This is a genomic window from Kytococcus sedentarius (genome assembly GCF_041937525.1).
Taxonomy (GTDB): Bacteria; Actinomycetota; Actinomycetes; order Actinomycetales; family Dermatophilaceae; genus Kytococcus; species Kytococcus sedentarius_A.
The window spans coordinates 2,258,394-2,273,492 of the sequence record NZ_CP169391.1 but is presented as its reverse complement, the minus strand read 5'-3'; the positions used below and the strand labels follow the sequence as shown (position 1 = coordinate 2,273,492).

Sequence of the window (15,099 nt, the reverse complement as noted above, 5' to 3'; positions counted from 1 at the left end):
CTCAGCCCTTCGAGAGCAGCGAACGGGCGAAGAACATGACGTTCGCCGGGCGCTCGGCCAGGCGGCGCATGAAGTAGCCGTACCAGTCCGGACCGTTCGGCAGGTAGACGCGCACCTGGTAGCCCTCGTCGATGAGACGGGTCTCCTCCTGCGGCCGGATCCCGTAGAGCATCTGGTACTCCCACGAGTCCGTGGAGCGGCCCGCGGAGTCCGCCAGGAAGCCGGCGATGTCGATCATGTTCGGGTCGTGCGTGGCCATCATGGGGTAGCCCTGACCGTTCATCAGGATCTTGGCGCACTCCACGTAGTTGAGGTCGACCTCGTGGTCGTCCTGGAAGGCCACCGACTCCGGCTCGGCGTAGGCACCCTTGCACAGGCGCACCCGGCTGCCCTCACCGGACAGGTCGCGGCAGTCGGCCTGCGTGCGGTGGAGATAGGCCTGCAGCACCGCGCCGGTCCCGGGGAAGTCCTGCCGCAGCTCACGCAGGATGCCCAGCGTGGAGTCGGTGGTGGTGTGGTCCTCCATGTCCAGGCTGATGGTGGTGCCGGCGTTGGTGGCCGCACGGGCGATCTCGCGGGCGTTCTCCAGCGCGACCTTCTCGCCGTCCCGGCCCAGGAACTGCCCCAGGGCGCTGAGCTTCAGCGAGAACTCCACCGCACCGTCCCTGGTGAGGCCGGCGTCGCCCATGTCACGGATGTAGCGGAGGTAGGCGTTCTTCGTGGCGGTCGCCTGTGCCTGGTCGGTGATGTCCTCACCGAGGTGGTCCACGGTGACGGTGCGACCGGCGGCCACGAGGTCCCCGGAGTCGCGCACTGCATCGTCGAAGTCCTCGCCGGGCACGTAGCGCGAGACGACCTTGTTGGTCACCGGCATCTTGACCATGGCATCGCGGACGGCGGTCTGACGGCTCATGGCCAGGAACGCATCACGCATCAGGGCGGACGGGTCGAGAACACTCACGACAGGGACTCTCCTTCGGTGGACGGGCGACCATCATCCCCGATCGGGGGCAGCTCCCCGACCAGGAACTCGTGGCAGGCCGGACCGAGCAGCCGTGCCCGGTCCCGGATCGACAGGGCGTCCAGCCGTGGGTAGCCCAGGACGCTGGACCCGGCCATCATCCCCATCAGCAGCACGGAGACCAGCTCGGTGCGCAGGGCGTGGTGGTCGGGGCACAGCCGCTCCACCACCGGGTCCAGGAAGCGGCGGAGGATGAGGTCCTGCAGGTACTCCTGCTCCTCGGCCTGGGAAGGTGCCGCGAAGAAGGTGCCGGTCATGCGCACCGCGGTGTCGTGCGTGCTCCAGAAGGTCAGCACGAACTCGATGACCTGCTCGCCGCACTCCTGCGGCGTCAGCCCGTCCAGGAAGGAGGCGAGCAGCTCCTCATCGATCTCCGGGCGCATCGCGGCCACGAACAGTGCGCTCTTGCCGCCGTAGTAGTAGTTCACCAGGGCGGGGTCCACCCCTGCCTCCCGCGCCACCATGCGCAGGGAGACCGCGTCGTACCCTCGCGAGGAGAAGAGCTCCAGAGCGGCGTTGAGGATGTCGGCCCGGGTGTCGGCTCCCGCCGGCCGGGGACCACGACGTGGCACGTTCACTGCAGACCTCCTGAGTGAGGTGGCAAGAGGCCACCGGTGGGCCCTGCACGAGGCGGGGACTCCACCTCGTGGGCACCACCAGCCTAACCAGCGTGCTCCCGCGCGAAGGCGAGAGATCGGGTGAGACGCTCCACACGCGTGGCCTCGTCCACACCCCGGGTGCCCACCTCCACGACGATGGATCCACGAAAGCCGATCTCCCCCAACAGACCCAGCACCTCGGCGCAGGGCTGGGTGCCCTCACCGGGCACCAGGTGCTCGTCCTTCAACGAGCCCGACCCGTCCGCCAGGTGGATGTGGGCGAGGCTCGGACCGGCCGCACGGGCCATGGCGAGGGCGTCGGCGTGGGCGGTCGCGCTGTGCGAGAGGTCCAGGGTGACGTGCTGGTAGTCGTGGAAGGTCGGGTCCCACCCCGGCAGGTACATGGGCACCTTGCCCCGGGCGCCGATGCCGGGCACCCGCCACGGGTACATGTTCTCCACGGCGATCTGCACCTCGGTGCGAGCCTGCCGCTCGGCGATTCCCTCCACGAAGGCCCGGCCGTAGGCACGCTGCCAGGCGAACGGCGGGTGGGCCACCACCGTGGGGCAGGCGAGGTCCTCGGCCAGCTCGATGGACCGGTCGATCTGGTCCCAGGTGGTGCCCCAGACGTGCTGCAGGAAGAACAGGGTGGGCGCGTGCACCGAGAGGATCGGCTGACCATGGTCCTCAGCGAGGCGCTGCAGGCGGGGGACGTCGCGGCTCAGCTTCTCGCCCCACACCATCACCTCCACCCCGTCGTAGCCGAGGCGCTCCGCCATGGCGAAGGTGTACGCCGTCTTCTGCGGGTAGCAGCTCGAGGCCGAGAGGCCCACCGCCCAGCGACTCATGCCAGCTCCAACAGGCCCGTGGTGTCCAGGTGGTCCAGGAACTGCAGGATCACGCCCTCGCGCAGGGCCCAGGGGCAGATCTCCAGGCTCTCGATGCCGAGGAGGTCCATGGCCCCCTCGGCCACCAGCGCACCGGCGAGGATCTGGTGCGCCCGCCCCTGGTTGACCCCGGGCAGCGAGGCCCTCTCGGACACCGGCATGGCAGCCAGCCGGCCCACCCACTCCTTGAGCGCCTCGCGCTCGACGGTGCGGCGCACGAAGGGACCCTCCCCGCTCGGGGCGGCCCCCTGCAGGCGGGCGAGGCTCCGCATCGTCTTGCTCGTGCCCACCACCCGGTGCGGGGTCCGCGCGGTGAGATCCGGAACCACCTCCCCGATGGTGGCGCGGATGTGCCGGCGCAACGCCTTGATCTGGGCGGGGTCGGCCACGTCGCCGGGCAGGTGGCGGGTCAGGCGCCCCGCCCCCAGCGGGAGGCTGACGGCCGTCGACGGGTCCTCGTCGCGCCCCGCGGCCAGCTCCAGGGACCCCCCACCGATGTCCACCATCAGCAGGTGCCCGGAGGACCACCCGCACCAGCGGCGCGCCGCGAGGAAGGTCAGGCGGGCCTCCTCCTCCCCGGAGAGCACCTGGAGGTCGACCCCACTGGCCTCCCGGACCCGCTGCAGCACCGCATCGGTGTTGCCCGCGTCGCGGATGGCGGAGGTCGCGAAGCCCAGCACCTTCATCGCCCCCAGCTCGGCGGCGTGGTCGAGGCAGTCGCTGGCGAAGGAGGCGAGCGTCTCGGCACCGCGGTCGTCGATGTCGCCCTCGGGTGTGAGGAACTCGGCCAGCCGCAGCTGGTGCTTGAACGAGGACGCCGGCAGCGGGTGGGCCCCGGGGCGGGCGTCGACGATGAGGAGGTGGACGGTGTTCGATCCGACGTCGATGACTCCCAGGCGCATGGTGCCCAGCCTACGACCGGGAGGTTGTCGGACCCGCTCGCTACGGTGCGGGGGTGGCAAAGACGAGTGGTGGCAGTGGCGGCGGCAGGTCCCGCCAGCGGGAGTCCTTCCGGTGCAGCGAGTGCGGGTGGACCACGGTCAAGTGGATCGGCCGCTGCAAGGAGTGCCAGGCCTGGGGGACCCTGGTGGAGGTGGGTGGCCGCCCCGTGGGCAGGACCGCCCCAGCGACCTCGGTCAGCGAGCCCGCCCGCCCCATCGGGGAGGTGGACCTCTCGGCCTCCGAGCACCGCCCCACCGGGGTGGAGGAGTTCGATCGGGTGCTGGGCGGCGGCATGGTCCCCGGTGGAGTGGTCCTGGTGGCCGGTGACCCGGGCATCGGGAAGTCGACCCTGTTGCTGGACGTGGCAGCCCGGGTGGCGGCCGGCGACGGTCCCGCGCTGTACGTGAGCGGGGAGGAGTCCGCCGCCCAGGTGCGCATGCGGGCCGAGCGGATCGGCGCCGTCACCGACGGTCTCCTCCTGGCCTCGGAGACCGATCTCGCCTCGGTGCTGGCCCACCTCGAAGCGGTGCAGCCGCGGCTGGTGGTCGTGGACTCGGTGCAGACCATCAGCTCGCAGGAGGTCGACGGTGCAGCCGGCAACGTCTCCCAGGTGCGGGAGGTCGCCGCCTCGGTGATCCGCGAGGCCAAGCAGCGGGGCATCGCGACCGTGCTGGTCGGCCACGTCACCAAGGAGGGCGCCATCGCAGGACCACGGGTGCTGGAGCACCTGGTGGACGTGGTGGTGACCTTCGAGGGCGAGCGCCACTCCCGGCTGCGCCTCATCCGGGCGGTGAAGAACCGGTTCGGACCCACCGACGAGGTGGGCTGCTTCGACCTGGACGAGTCGGGCATCACCGAGCTCGCGGACCCCAGCGGGCTGTTCGTCTCGCGCCACGCCACCCCGGTCCCCGGCACCTGCCTGACCGTGACCCTCGAGGGCCGCCGCCCCCTGGTGGCCGAGGTGCAGGCGCTGGCGGTGCCCACCCAGGCCCCCAGCCCCCGGCGGACCACCAGCGGCGTGGACTCCTCCCGGGTGGCCATGACCGTGGCCGTGCTCAACCGACACGGTGGAGTCCCCCTGGCCACCAGCGACGTGTACGTCTCCACCGTGGGCGGGGTGCGCCTCTCCGAGCCGAGCACGGATCTGGCGGTGGCCCTGGCCCTGTCCAGCTCACTGGCCGACCAGGCCCTGCCGGACGGGCTGGTGGCCATCGGCGAGGTCGGCCTGGCCGGCGACCTGCGCAACGCCCCGGGCACCGCGCGCCGACTGGTGGAGGCACGGCGCATCGGGTTCGACAAGGCGGTCATCCCGCGTGGCGCCCTCGGCGACCAGGCCGCACCCCCGGGCATGAAGGTCTTCCAGGCCGACACTCTGGAGCACGCGATCGGTGCCGTGCTGAAGCGCTAGGTCAGCGCAGGGCCTCCAGCGCGCGGTCCACCTGCTCGTCCACCGCGACGCCGTCGGCGTCCAGGGCACGGAAGGTGCCCACCGGGATGCCGGTGCCGGCGTCGTCCACCACCAGGTAGGGCATGAGCTCCTCCCAGGTGGTGCCGCTCTCCAGGGTGCGCTCCACGTGCAGCACGACCACGCGGCCGCCGGGGGCGGGGCTCTCGCCCGACGGCGTCACCCGGATCGCACCGACCTCTGACGGCTCCCCGGCCATCGCCTGGTCGATCGCGTCCACCCGCTGGAACTCGACGTCCACGGACGCCGGGTCCACCTCGTCGACGGCGCCCTGTGGCCACGTCGGACCCTCGATGTCGGGGGCCGCGTGGAAGACCTGCTCGTTGGTGGCCTCGACGACGGCGGCGAGCTCGGTGGCCGACAGTGTGGGCAGATCAGCCGGGTCCTCCGTCGCCGGGGCGGGTGCCGTGGCGGCCACCGCCGGGGTCACCAGGGACCGTCCCCGGGCATCACCCACCCGGTCCACCATCCCGGTGGCATGACCGAGGGTGGTGACCCCGATCGCCAGGGTTCCCAGGGCAGCGACGCTGCGAACGACCTTCTCCATGACCTGACCCCCTGCTGACGGTGTGACCGGGCTCCCGGTCATGCACCAGCATCGAGTCAGGTCGGGCCCCCCGCACAGCGCCCCGGGGATGATCCACCGCGGCGGTGGGTCATCCCCGGGGCGGAAGCGCGGGGTTCAGCGGAAGTCGCCCGAGGAGACGCCCTGGGCGTCCACCTCCTGCACGTCCACGTGCTCACGCCGCACCGTCTCGGTCACCTCGTGCGGCACGGTGACCACACGCTTGACCACGCGGGCCTCCTCGTAGGGGACGGTCTCCAGCGTGACCACGGGCCGCTGCCGGTGCAGGGTCACCACCTGCACCTCCTCCTCGCGCGGGTCGGCGGCGACGTCACGGCCGGACAGGTCGTCACCGGTGACCAGCTGGTCCGAGGCGGCGTCGGCCGCACCGGTGGTGCCGGAGGCGGCCTGACGGCCGGTGGCCGGGGCCTCGTCGACCTCGAGCACCTCGCGCTGCACCTCCACCTCGACGGTCACCGTCTCGGTCACCACGCGCTTGCGGACGCGCGTCGCGCCACGGGCCACCCGCTGCACGGCAGCAGTCAGCTTCTCCTCGTGACGCACCAACGAGGTGCGGTCACTTGCTCGGTTGTCCATGGACGGTTCTCCTCGTTGCGGTCGGGGGTTCGCCCCCATCGTGTCGCACCCGAGGGCGTGGGACCACCCCGAGCGGCGAGCACGTGGCCACCGCCGCGAGCGACGTCACACACCCGGGAAGGGCGACCCGCGCACACCGGGGAGGGCGGGCACCTAGACTCAGCGCGTGGAGACCGTGGACCAGGACGCAGTGAACACGGTGCTGGCGCTGCTCGCGCCCGGCACCGAGCTGCGCGACGGCCTGGAGCGCATCGTGCGCGGTCGCACCGGCGCCCTCATCGTCCTCGGCAACGACCGCACGGTCGAGCAGATCTCCACCGGCGGCTTCGAGCTCCACGTGGACTTCTCCTCCACCCGCCTGCGCGAGCTCGCGAAGATGGATGGCGCGGTGGTCCTCTCCAACGACCTCACCCGCATCGTCCGCGCGGCCACCCAGCTCGTCCCTGACGCGCGCATCGAGACCCGCGAGTCGGGCACCCGGCACCGCACCGCCGAGCGCGTGGCCCGGCAGACGGGCGTCCCCGTGGTGAGCGTCTCGGCCTCCATGTCGATGATCGCCCTCTACATGGGCAACCAGCGCGTGGTGCTGGAGGAGGTCAGCGCCATCCAGGCCCGCTCGAACCAGGCCCTGCAGACACTCGAGCGCTACAAGTCCCGACTGGACGAGGTGGCCGCCACCCTCTCGGCCCTGGAGATCGAGGACCTCGTCACCGTCCGCGACGTGGCCGCCGTGGCGCAACGCCTGGAGATGGTGCACCGCATCCGGGAGGAGATCTCCCACTACGTGCTCACCCTCGGCCAGGACGGCCGCCTGGTGGACCTCCAGCTCTCGGAGCTCACCGCCGGGCTCGGGAACGACCGCGAGCTGCTGGTGCGCGACTACGCGCCCGCACACACCCCGGCCGGGGACCCTGCGGACGTGGATGCGGTGCTGGCCAACATCTCGGCCCTGTCCACCGCAGAGCTGCTCGACCTCGCCTCGGTGGCCGCCGCCATGGGTCACCCCGCGGCCAGCGACACCCTGGAGCGCCCCCTGTCCCCGTGGGGCTACCGCCTGCTCTCGCAGATCCCGCGCCTGCCCCCGGTGATCGTGGACCGCGTGGTGCTGCACTTCGACGGGCTGCAGCACCTGCTGGGGGCCACCTTCGACGACCTGCAGGAGATCGAGGGCATCGGTGACGCCCGCGCCCGCGCGATCCGCGAGGGTCTGAGCCGCATGGCCGAGACCAGCATCCTCGACCGCTACGTCTGAGGTGGCCGCACGCACCGGCGGGAGGCCCCCGCACCCGCCCGCGCCCGACCCCGCGCTCGCGGACACCACCGCCGCGATGCGGGGCCCCCTCGTGGACTGGTACGCCCGGCACGCGCGGGACCTGCCGTGGCGCCACGACGACTGCCCCGCGTGGGGCGTGCTCGTCTCCGAGGTGATGCTGCAGCAGACCCCGGTGGTGCGGGTGCTGCCCCGGTGGACCGAGTGGATGGAGCGGTGGCCCGGCCCCACGGAGCTCGCCGACGCCGGGCCGGGTGAGGCGGTGCGGGCCTGGGGGCGGCTTGGCTACCCACGACGGGCACTGCGGCTGGTGGATGCGGCCACGGCGCTTCGCGACCACCACGGGGGCGAGGTGCCGCAGGACGAGCAGACCCTGCGCAGCCTCCCCGGCATCGGCGAGTACACCGCGGCTGCCGTGGCGGCCTTCGCCTTCGGGCGACGCGCCGTGGTCGTGGACACCAACATCCGCCGGGTGCAGGCACGCGCGGTCACCGGGGTGGCGCTGCCCGCCCCCGGTTACACGGCCGCCGAGCGCCGACTGGCCACCGGCCTGCTGCCCGCGGACGCGGCGGAGAGCGTGCGCTGGAACGTGTCCACGATGGAGCTGGGCGCCCTGGTGTGCACCGCCAGGAACCCCTCCTGTGGGCACTGCCCGCTGGTCGACCAGTGCGCCTGGGTGGCCGCTGGCTCACCCCCCGACGACGGCCCACCGCGGCGCACCCAGGCCTGGGCGGGCACCGACCGACAGGCGCGCGGCCGCATCGTGCAGGCCCTGCGGGACGCCGACGGCCCCCTCTCCCGGGAGCAGGTGCTCACGGCCGCGGGGGCCGCGGAGGCACAGGCGGAACGCTGTCTGGGTGGCCTCCTGGAGGACGGCCTGGCCGAGGGGGACGACCGGGCCGGTTACACCCTGCCGCAGTGAGTCGAGGGGTGGACACCGGCGGTGACCCGGAGCACAGTGCAGGGATGATGAAGCACACCGCACTGGCCCTGCTCGCCTCCGCCGCCCTCGTCGGGGCGCCCACCGCCACCGCCGCACCTCCCGGTCCGGACCTGACCTGGCGGACGAGCGTGACCGACAGCGACCAGAACCTCCGCGGCCTGGCAGCGGTCAGCGCCACCGAGGCGTGGGTGAGCGGGGAGTCCCGCTCCGGCGGCGCCGCGGGCGTCTTCCACACCACCGATGGCGGACGCACCTGGCAGGACGTCACCCCGTCCGGCACCGAGGGGCTGAGCCTGCGCGACGTCGAGGTGGTGGGCGATGCGGTGCACGTGCTGGCCATCGGGCCGGGCGAGGACTCCCGCATCCTGCGCAGCACCGACGACGGACGCACCTGGACAGAGACCTTCCGCAACGCCGAGGAGGCGGCCTTCTACAACTGCATGGCCTTCTTCCCCGACGGCCGCCGGGGCCTGGCGGTCAGCGACCCCGTGGACGGGAGGATCCGCCTCGCCGCGACGAACGACGCCGGGAGGACCTGGGAGGTGCTGCCGGACGACGGGATGGTGCCCACCGAGGGAGAGGCCCAGTTCTCCGCCAGCGGCGACTGCCTCACGATCTCCGGGAGCCGCGCCCACATCGTCACCGGTGGCGAGCGGTCGCGGGTCCTCACCTCATCGGACCGCGGCCTGACGTGGACGGCTGCTGACAGCGGTCTGCGCGCCGGGGAGGCGGCCGGGGCGTTCGCGGCATCGTTCACCGGCCGCCACGGGATCGTGGTGGGCGGGGACTTCGCCGACGCGACCAACACCCGGGAGTCCACTGCCCGCTCCCACGCGGGCCGCGCCTGGCAGACCGGTCAGGACCTCACCCACGTGGGTGAGGACGTGGCCCACGTGCGGGGCAGCCGGGTCGCCCTGGCCACGGGCGACTACGGCGGCTCGGAGGGCACGAGCCTCACCCGCGACGGTGGGGCCAGCTGGGAGCGGGTGGACGACCAGGGCTTCCACGCCCTCGAGTGCACCCACGGCGGCACCTGCTGGGGCGCCGGGAGCGACGGCGTGGTCGGCACGCTCGACGGCTGAGGGCACCCTGGCCCCACCGCATGCCTGAGGCCCTCTCCCGCGGGGAGAGGGCCTCAGGCATGCGGCGGGGTGTGCTCCGGTCAGAAGGGCGGACCGACGATCAGCAGGACCGTGAACACCACGGCCACAGCTGCCACCGCCAGCACGGCGGCCAGCACCGGGTTGCGCAGGGCCCACCCGACCAGGCGCTCGGCGGGGTTGGACCCCTCCTGCACGCGCAGGCGCCACGCGTCGGCCAGCAGCCCCTTGCGCTGGGCCCACCGCTCGAACGGGATGGTGGCGAAGGGGACCACGGCGGCAGCCAGGCCGAGCAGGGTGCGACCGGCACCCCATCGGCCGTCCAGGGCCACGACCAGCGTGGTGACCACGAACAGGAGGAACACGAAACCGTGCAACGCCCCGCCGATGCGGACGCCCATCTCCGTGGTCTCGGTGACGTACTTCAGGAACATGCCGGTCAGCAGCAGCGCCCAGGTGATGGCCTCGGCGACGGCCACCCACCCGAAGACCCGACGGGGGCCGATGGCGTCGGCACGCTCACCGACGCCCTCGGCCACGGGGCGCTGCTCCTGCGTCGCGGCGGTCACTCGCCCACCATCGCGCGGTCAGCGTCACCGGTCAGCTCGTCCACCGGCTTCGCGTCCGGGTCACGACGGGAGGTGAAGGTGAACCCCCGCGGACCGGTCGGGGCGGCCGACCCACTCGCACCGGGGTTGATCGGCCCCACGGGAGCGGCCTGCTCCTCCTCGGCGGCCGGGGCATCCACCCCGACCTCGATGATGTCGCCGGCCGAGAACTCGCCGTACAGGATCTTCTCGGAGATCACGTCCTCGATCTCCCGCTGGATCGCGCGACGGAGCGGACGGGCACCCAGCACGGGGTCGTACCCGCGCTTGGCCAGCAGCTCCTTGGCGTCCTGGCTGAGCTCGATGGCCATGTCCTTGTCCGCCAGCCGCTCGCTCAGACGGCCGATCATGAGGTCCACGATCTGCACGATCTCGGCCTGCGACAGCTGCGGGAACACGACCGTGTCGTCCACGCGGTTGAGGAACTCCGGACGGAAGTGCTGCTTGAGCTCCTCCGACACCTTGGCCTTCAGGCGCTCGTAGTCCGTGCCGGACTCGGGCCCGGCCGAGAAGCCGAGCGAGACGCCCTTGGCGATGTCACGGGCACCCAGGTTGGTGGTCATGATGATGATCGTGTTCTTGAAGTCCACCGTGCGGCCCTGCGAGTCGGTCAGTCGACCGTCCTCGAGGATCTGCAGCAGGCTGTTGAACACGTCCGGGTGTGCCTTCTCGACCTCGTCGAAGAGCACCACGCTGAACGGCTTGCGACGCACCTTCTCGGTGAGCTGGCCACCCTCGTCGTAACCGACGTACCCGGGGGGCGAGCCGAACATGCGGCTGACGGTGTGCTTCTCGCCGAACTCGGACATGTCGAGCTGGATGAGGGCGTCCTCGTCGCCGAACAGGAACTCCGCGAGCGCCTTGGCCAGCTCGGTCTTGCCGACACCCGTGGGGCCGGCGAAGATGAACGAGCCACCCGGGCGACGGGGGTCCTTCAGGCCGGCGCGGGTGCGGCGGATGGCCTGGGACAGCGCGTGGATGGCGTCGTCCATGCCGACGATCCGCTTGTGGAGCTCGTCCTCCATCTTGAGCAGACGGCTGGACTCCTCCTCGGAGATCCGGAAGACCGGGATGCCCGTGGTGGCCGCGAGGACCTCGGCGATGACGTCCTCGTCCACCACCGCGGCGACGTCCTGGTCGCCCTCCTTCCAGGCCTTCTCGCGCTCGCCACGCTCGTTGAGCAGCTTCTGCTCGTCGTCGCGCAGGGAGGCCGCCTTCTCGAAGTCCTGGCCGTCGATGGCCGACTCCTTCTCACGGCGGACGTTCGCGATCTTCTCGTCGATCTCCCGCAGGTCCGGCGGCGCCGTCATGCGCTGGATGCGCAGGCGCGCACCGGCCTCGTCGATGAGGTCGATCGCCTTGTCCGGCAGGAAACGGTCGTTCACGTACCGGTCGGCCATGTTCACCGCGGAGGCCAGGGCCCCGTCGGTGATGGACACGCGGTGGTGGGCCTCGTAGCGGTCCCGCAGGCCCTTGAGGATCTCGATGGCGTGCGCCAGCGAGGGCTCGTTCACCTGGATCGGCTGGAAGCGGCGCTCCAGCGCAGCGTCCTTCTCGATGTGCTTGCGGTACTCCTCGAGCGTGGTGGCGCCGATGGTCTGCAGCTCGCCGCGCGCCAGCATCGGCTTGAGGATGTTGGCAGCGTCGATCGCACCCTCGGCCGCACCCGCACCCACGAGGGTGTGGATCTCGTCGATGAACAGGATGATGTCGCCGCGGGTGCGGATCTCCTTGAGCACCTTCTTGAGGCGCTCCTCGAAGTCACCGCGGTAGCGGGAGCCGGCCACCAGTGACCCGAGGTCGAGGGTGTAGACGTGCTTGTCCTTCAGCGTCTCCGGCACGGTGCCGGCCACGATGTCGGCAGCCAGGCCCTCGACGACAGCGGTCTTGCCGACACCGGGCTCACCGATGAGCACGGGGTTGTTCTTGGTACGGCGGGACAGCACCTGCATGACGCGCTCGATCTCGGACTCGCGCCCGATCACCGGGTCGAGCTTGCCCTCGCGAGCGGCCTGCGTGAGATTGCGGCCGAACTGGTCCAGCACGAGCGACCCGGCAGGGGTGCCCTCGGCCTGGCCCCCGGAGGCGCCCACGCCGGCAGCCTGCGGCTCACCCTGACCACCCTGGTAGCCCGAGAGCAGCTCGATGACCTGCTGGCGCACGGTGGAGAGGTCCGCCCCCAGCTTCACCAGCACCTGGGCAGCGACGCCCTCACCCTCACGGATGAGACCGAGCAGGATGTGCTCGGTGCCGATGTACTGGTGCCCCAGCTGCAGCCCCTCGCGCAGCGACAGCTCCAGCACCTTCTTGGCACGGGGGCTGAACGAGATGTGACCCGAGGGGGCCTGCTTGCCCTGGCCGATGACCTCCTGCACCTGCTCACGCACCGCGTCGAGCGAGATGCCGAGGTTCTCCAGGGCCTTGGCGGCCACACCCTCGCCCTCGTGGATCAGGCCCAGCAGGATGTGCTCGGTGCCGAGGTAGTTGTGGTTGAGCATGCGTGCCTCGTCCTGTGCCAGGACGACGACGCGCCGTGCGCGGTCGGTGAACCGTTCGAACATCTCAGCTCCTTGCCTCGCGGGACCCCAAGGCTAGGCCGCTGGCTGCGGCAGGAGGTGCTCTCGCGAGCGCCTCGGACTGCTCGTGGACCGACAGCCCGTCTCGGGGGACGTTCTGTTCGGCTCAACAGCGCCGATCTGCGGGGTGTTCCGCGCAGGGCCGGTTCCTCGTTCGCTGTGCGCGAACCTCAGAGGCGGGAGGCCCCGGAGGCGGTCACGCCCCCGGCCGACGGACCCCCGGAGGACGGCCCTCCGGCAGCACGGCCCCCGGCGGACAGCGCCTCCACGGCACGCCCCACCCAGGCCTCGAGCTGCTCGGCAGCCCGCGCCGCCTTCTCCGGACCTCGGCGGTAGGGGTCCTCCACCGACTCGGCCCGGGAGGAGGGCACCCGCAGGCGCGACACCGCATCGACCAACGCGGCCCCCGAGGGGACGGGACCGGCGGCGGCGAGCTCGTCCACCGCGTGCAGGAAGTGCCCCAGGGTGTGGGTGCGGCGGATCAGGGAGGGCATCTCGTCCACCACATAGGCCTTGTGGCGGCGCTCCATGGTGAGCACCAGGTCCGCATCGCGGAGGATGGGCAGGCTGACCTGGCGCGCCGCGAAGCCCTCCGGGTCGCCTCCCCTCCGGCGCAGCTCCTGGGCCATGAGCTCCTCCATGGGGTTCCCCACCAGGGCCATGGTGCCCGCGGACGAGAAGGTCAACCCCTGTGGCGCCAGCCGCCTCGACCAGCGCTCGGCGAACGTGGACCGGCAGATGTTTCCGGTGCAGACGTAGAGGATGTGCACGAGGACCTCCGGTGCGGTCGCAGTCGCTCGGTGGCACCGCGGGCCGCCGAGGGGACGGGTACGGCCCGAGTGTAGGGGGGTGGGAACCCTGCCGGGGCAAGGGTCGTGGCGGGGTTCACAGCCCGCGGGCACCGAGGGCAACCCACCACCGCGCGAGGGGGGATACAGTGCACGGGTTGGCCCCATGGGTGCAGTGCGCCCACTCCCCCCACTGACGGAGCACGTCTTGACGCTCGACGACATCCTGCGGCTCACGCGCCGGCACATCATCACCCTGGTGCTCAGCACCCTGCTGGGCATCGCACTGGCCGCCGGATGGGTGGCCCTGCAGAAGCCCGTGTACACGGCCACCGCCACCGGTGTGGTGCAGGCGAACGCCGGGACCGGAACCGTCGGGGAGTCGCTCTCCGGCAACTCGCTGGCCATCACCAAGAGCAAGACCTACGTGACCTACTTCAGCTCCCAGCCGGTGGCCGAGCAGGTCATCGAGGAGCTCAACCTGGACACGAGCCCCAGCAGCCTCGCTGGCCGCGTGACGGCCAAGGTCGAGGAGGAGACGCCCAACATCACCGTGAGCGCCCGGGGGGACAGCCCGGAGAGCGCCAAGGAGCTGGCCGACACCGTGGTGATCCAGACCGCGGAGTACGTGCGCGAGCTGGAGACGCAGAACATGTCCAGCGCCCCGGCCGGCCCGGACCAGGAGGAGGGGCAGGAGAACCCGAACCCGGCGCCCGCCACCAGCATCCAGCCGCTGGCCAACGCCGAGCTGCCCTCGGCGCCCACCGAGCCGCAGCCGGCCCGTGCACTGGTGCTCGGCGGCCTGGCCGGTCTGGCCCTGGGCTACGTCATCGCCTGGTTCCGCCACCGCCAGGACACCCGCGTGCGCACCCAGGAGGACATCGAGGAGGCCGCTGACGGTGCTCCGACGCTGGGCCTCATCCCGGCGAACGAGGCCCTGGCCTCCCCCGAGCGCGCCGTCCGCGACAGCGGCGAGGTGGACTTCGCCACGCGCGAGGCCCTGCGCCAGTTCCGCACCAACCTGCGCTTCGTCAACGTCGACCACGCACCGAAGTCGATCGTCGTCTCCTCGGCCCGCATGGGTGAGGGCAAGTCCACGATCTCGTCGAACCTGGCCTACCTGTTGGCCGAGGGTGGCGAGCGCGTGATCCTGGTGGACGCCGACCTGCGCCGCCCCGCCGTGGCCGGCATCTTCGACATCGACTCCTCGGTGGGGCTCACCCAGGTGCTGGCCGGCTCCGCCGACCTGGCCGATGCGGTGCAGCCCACCGAGCACCCCAACCTGATGGTGCTGCCCGCCGGCACGATCCCCCCCAACCCCTCGGAGCTGCTTGGCTCGCAGCGCATGCGGGACCTGATCTCGACCCTCACGCAGACGCACCGCGTGATCCTCGATGCGCCCCCGCTGCTGCCGGTGACCGATGCCGCCCTGCTGACCACCAGCACGGACGGCGCGGTGCTGGTGGTGGCTGCGAACGACACCCGCAAGGAGCACGTGGAGCGCGCCGCCGCGAACCTGCGGAACGTGAACGCCCGCCTGCTGGGTGCGGTCATCAACCGCGCCTCGGTGAGCCGCCTGAACCGCATCCTCTACGGCGAGGGTTACGGCTACGGCTCCTACGGGTACGGCTACGGCAGCAGCTATGGCAACGACGCCGGCGGCAAGAAGAAGCGCCGCAAGCGCCGCAAGAAGTGAGCCTGCCCCGCCCTCGCGGCGGGACGGCATGACGAAGGGCCT

General features: G+C 71.8%; 14 protein-coding genes. 5 read left to right on the top strand and 9 right to left on the bottom strand.

Features of this window, described 5'->3' with window-relative positions; genetic code table 11:
- Position 1 precedes the first annotated feature (1 nt).
- The 4 genes from ACEY2A_RS10650 to ACEY2A_RS10635 form a co-directional block, all read right to left on the bottom strand.
- Positions 2-961, bottom strand: coding sequence for a proline dehydrogenase family protein (locus ACEY2A_RS10650; protein ID WP_374928556.1), 960 nt, complete (start codon positions 959-961; stop codon positions 2-4).
- Positions 958-1,599, bottom strand: coding sequence for a TetR/AcrR family transcriptional regulator (locus ACEY2A_RS10645; RefSeq protein WP_374928555.1), 642 nt, complete (start codon positions 1,597-1,599; stop codon positions 958-960). The genes ACEY2A_RS10650 and ACEY2A_RS10645 overlap by 4 nt, the downstream gene beginning before the upstream one ends.
- A gap of 83 nt (positions 1,600-1,682) precedes the next feature.
- Positions 1,683-2,468: a sugar phosphate isomerase/epimerase family protein gene (locus tag ACEY2A_RS10640; protein WP_374928554.1), complete on the bottom strand. Its 786-nt coding sequence runs from the start codon at positions 2,466-2,468 to the stop codon at positions 1,683-1,685.
- On the bottom strand, positions 2,465-3,409 hold the full coding sequence (locus ACEY2A_RS10635; RefSeq protein ID WP_374928553.1) for a Ppx/GppA family phosphatase: 945 nt from the start codon (positions 3,407-3,409) through the stop codon (positions 2,465-2,467). Before ACEY2A_RS10635 ends, ACEY2A_RS10640 begins: the two co-directional genes overlap by 4 nt.
- Before the next feature lie 53 nt (positions 3,410-3,462).
- On the opposite strand from ACEY2A_RS10635, the gene radA reads away from it, so the two are divergent.
- Positions 3,463-4,857, top strand: coding sequence for a DNA repair protein RadA (gene radA, locus ACEY2A_RS10630; RefSeq protein WP_374928552.1), 1,395 nt, complete (start codon positions 3,463-3,465; stop codon positions 4,855-4,857).
- Between the two features lies 1 nt (position 4,858).
- On the opposite strand, the gene ACEY2A_RS10625 is transcribed toward radA, so the two are convergent.
- The gene (locus ACEY2A_RS10625; protein WP_374928551.1) at positions 4,859-5,461 is read right to left on the bottom strand and encodes a hypothetical protein; all 603 of its coding nucleotides are present in this window, start codon (positions 5,459-5,461) and stop codon (positions 4,859-4,861) included.
- A gap of 135 nt (positions 5,462-5,596) precedes the next feature.
- Positions 5,597-6,076 (bottom strand): DUF2382 domain-containing protein, encoded by a 480-nt coding sequence (locus ACEY2A_RS10620; protein ID WP_374928550.1) that lies wholly within the window; start codon positions 6,074-6,076, stop codon positions 5,597-5,599.
- A 166-nt stretch (positions 6,077-6,242) separates the two neighbouring features.
- Between ACEY2A_RS10620 and disA the strand changes: the two genes are divergently transcribed.
- The 3 genes from disA (at position 6,243) to ACEY2A_RS10605 (ending at position 9,371) form a co-directional block, all read left to right on the top strand.
- Complete coding sequence (gene disA, locus ACEY2A_RS10615; RefSeq protein ID WP_374928549.1) at positions 6,243-7,328, top strand: DNA integrity scanning diadenylate cyclase DisA; 1,086 nt, start codon at positions 6,243-6,245, stop codon at positions 7,326-7,328.
- Positions 7,329-7,404: 76 nt separating this feature from the next.
- Complete coding sequence (locus ACEY2A_RS10610) at positions 7,405-8,268, top strand: A/G-specific adenine glycosylase (RefSeq protein ID WP_374928548.1); 864 nt, start codon at positions 7,405-7,407, stop codon at positions 8,266-8,268.
- Positions 8,269-8,312: 44 nt separating this feature from the next.
- Complete coding sequence (locus tag ACEY2A_RS10605; RefSeq protein ID WP_374928547.1) at positions 8,313-9,371, top strand: oxidoreductase; 1,059 nt, start codon at positions 8,313-8,315, stop codon at positions 9,369-9,371.
- A gap of 80 nt (positions 9,372-9,451) precedes the next feature.
- Here the strand turns inward: ACEY2A_RS10605 and ACEY2A_RS10600 are convergent, their stop codons facing one another.
- The 3 genes from ACEY2A_RS10600 to ACEY2A_RS10590 form a co-directional block, all read right to left on the bottom strand.
- The gene (locus ACEY2A_RS10600) at positions 9,452-9,958 is read right to left on the bottom strand and encodes a DUF3817 domain-containing protein (protein ID WP_374928546.1); all 507 of its coding nucleotides are present in this window, start codon (positions 9,956-9,958) and stop codon (positions 9,452-9,454) included.
- Complete coding sequence (locus tag ACEY2A_RS10595) at positions 9,955-12,558, bottom strand: ATP-dependent Clp protease ATP-binding subunit (protein WP_374928545.1); 2,604 nt, start codon at positions 12,556-12,558, stop codon at positions 9,955-9,957. Before ACEY2A_RS10595 ends, ACEY2A_RS10600 begins: the two co-directional genes overlap by 4 nt.
- A 185-nt stretch (positions 12,559-12,743) precedes the next feature.
- Positions 12,744-13,343 (bottom strand): low molecular weight phosphatase family protein, encoded by a 600-nt coding sequence (locus ACEY2A_RS10590; RefSeq protein ID WP_374928544.1) that lies wholly within the window; start codon positions 13,341-13,343, stop codon positions 12,744-12,746.
- A 226-nt stretch (positions 13,344-13,569) separates the two neighbouring features.
- On the opposite strand from ACEY2A_RS10590, the gene ACEY2A_RS10585 reads away from it, so the two are divergent.
- Entirely contained in the window at positions 13,570-15,057 is a 1,488-nt protein-coding gene (locus ACEY2A_RS10585; protein ID WP_374928543.1) for a polysaccharide biosynthesis tyrosine autokinase, read from the top strand.
- Positions 15,058-15,099 lie beyond the last annotated feature (42 nt).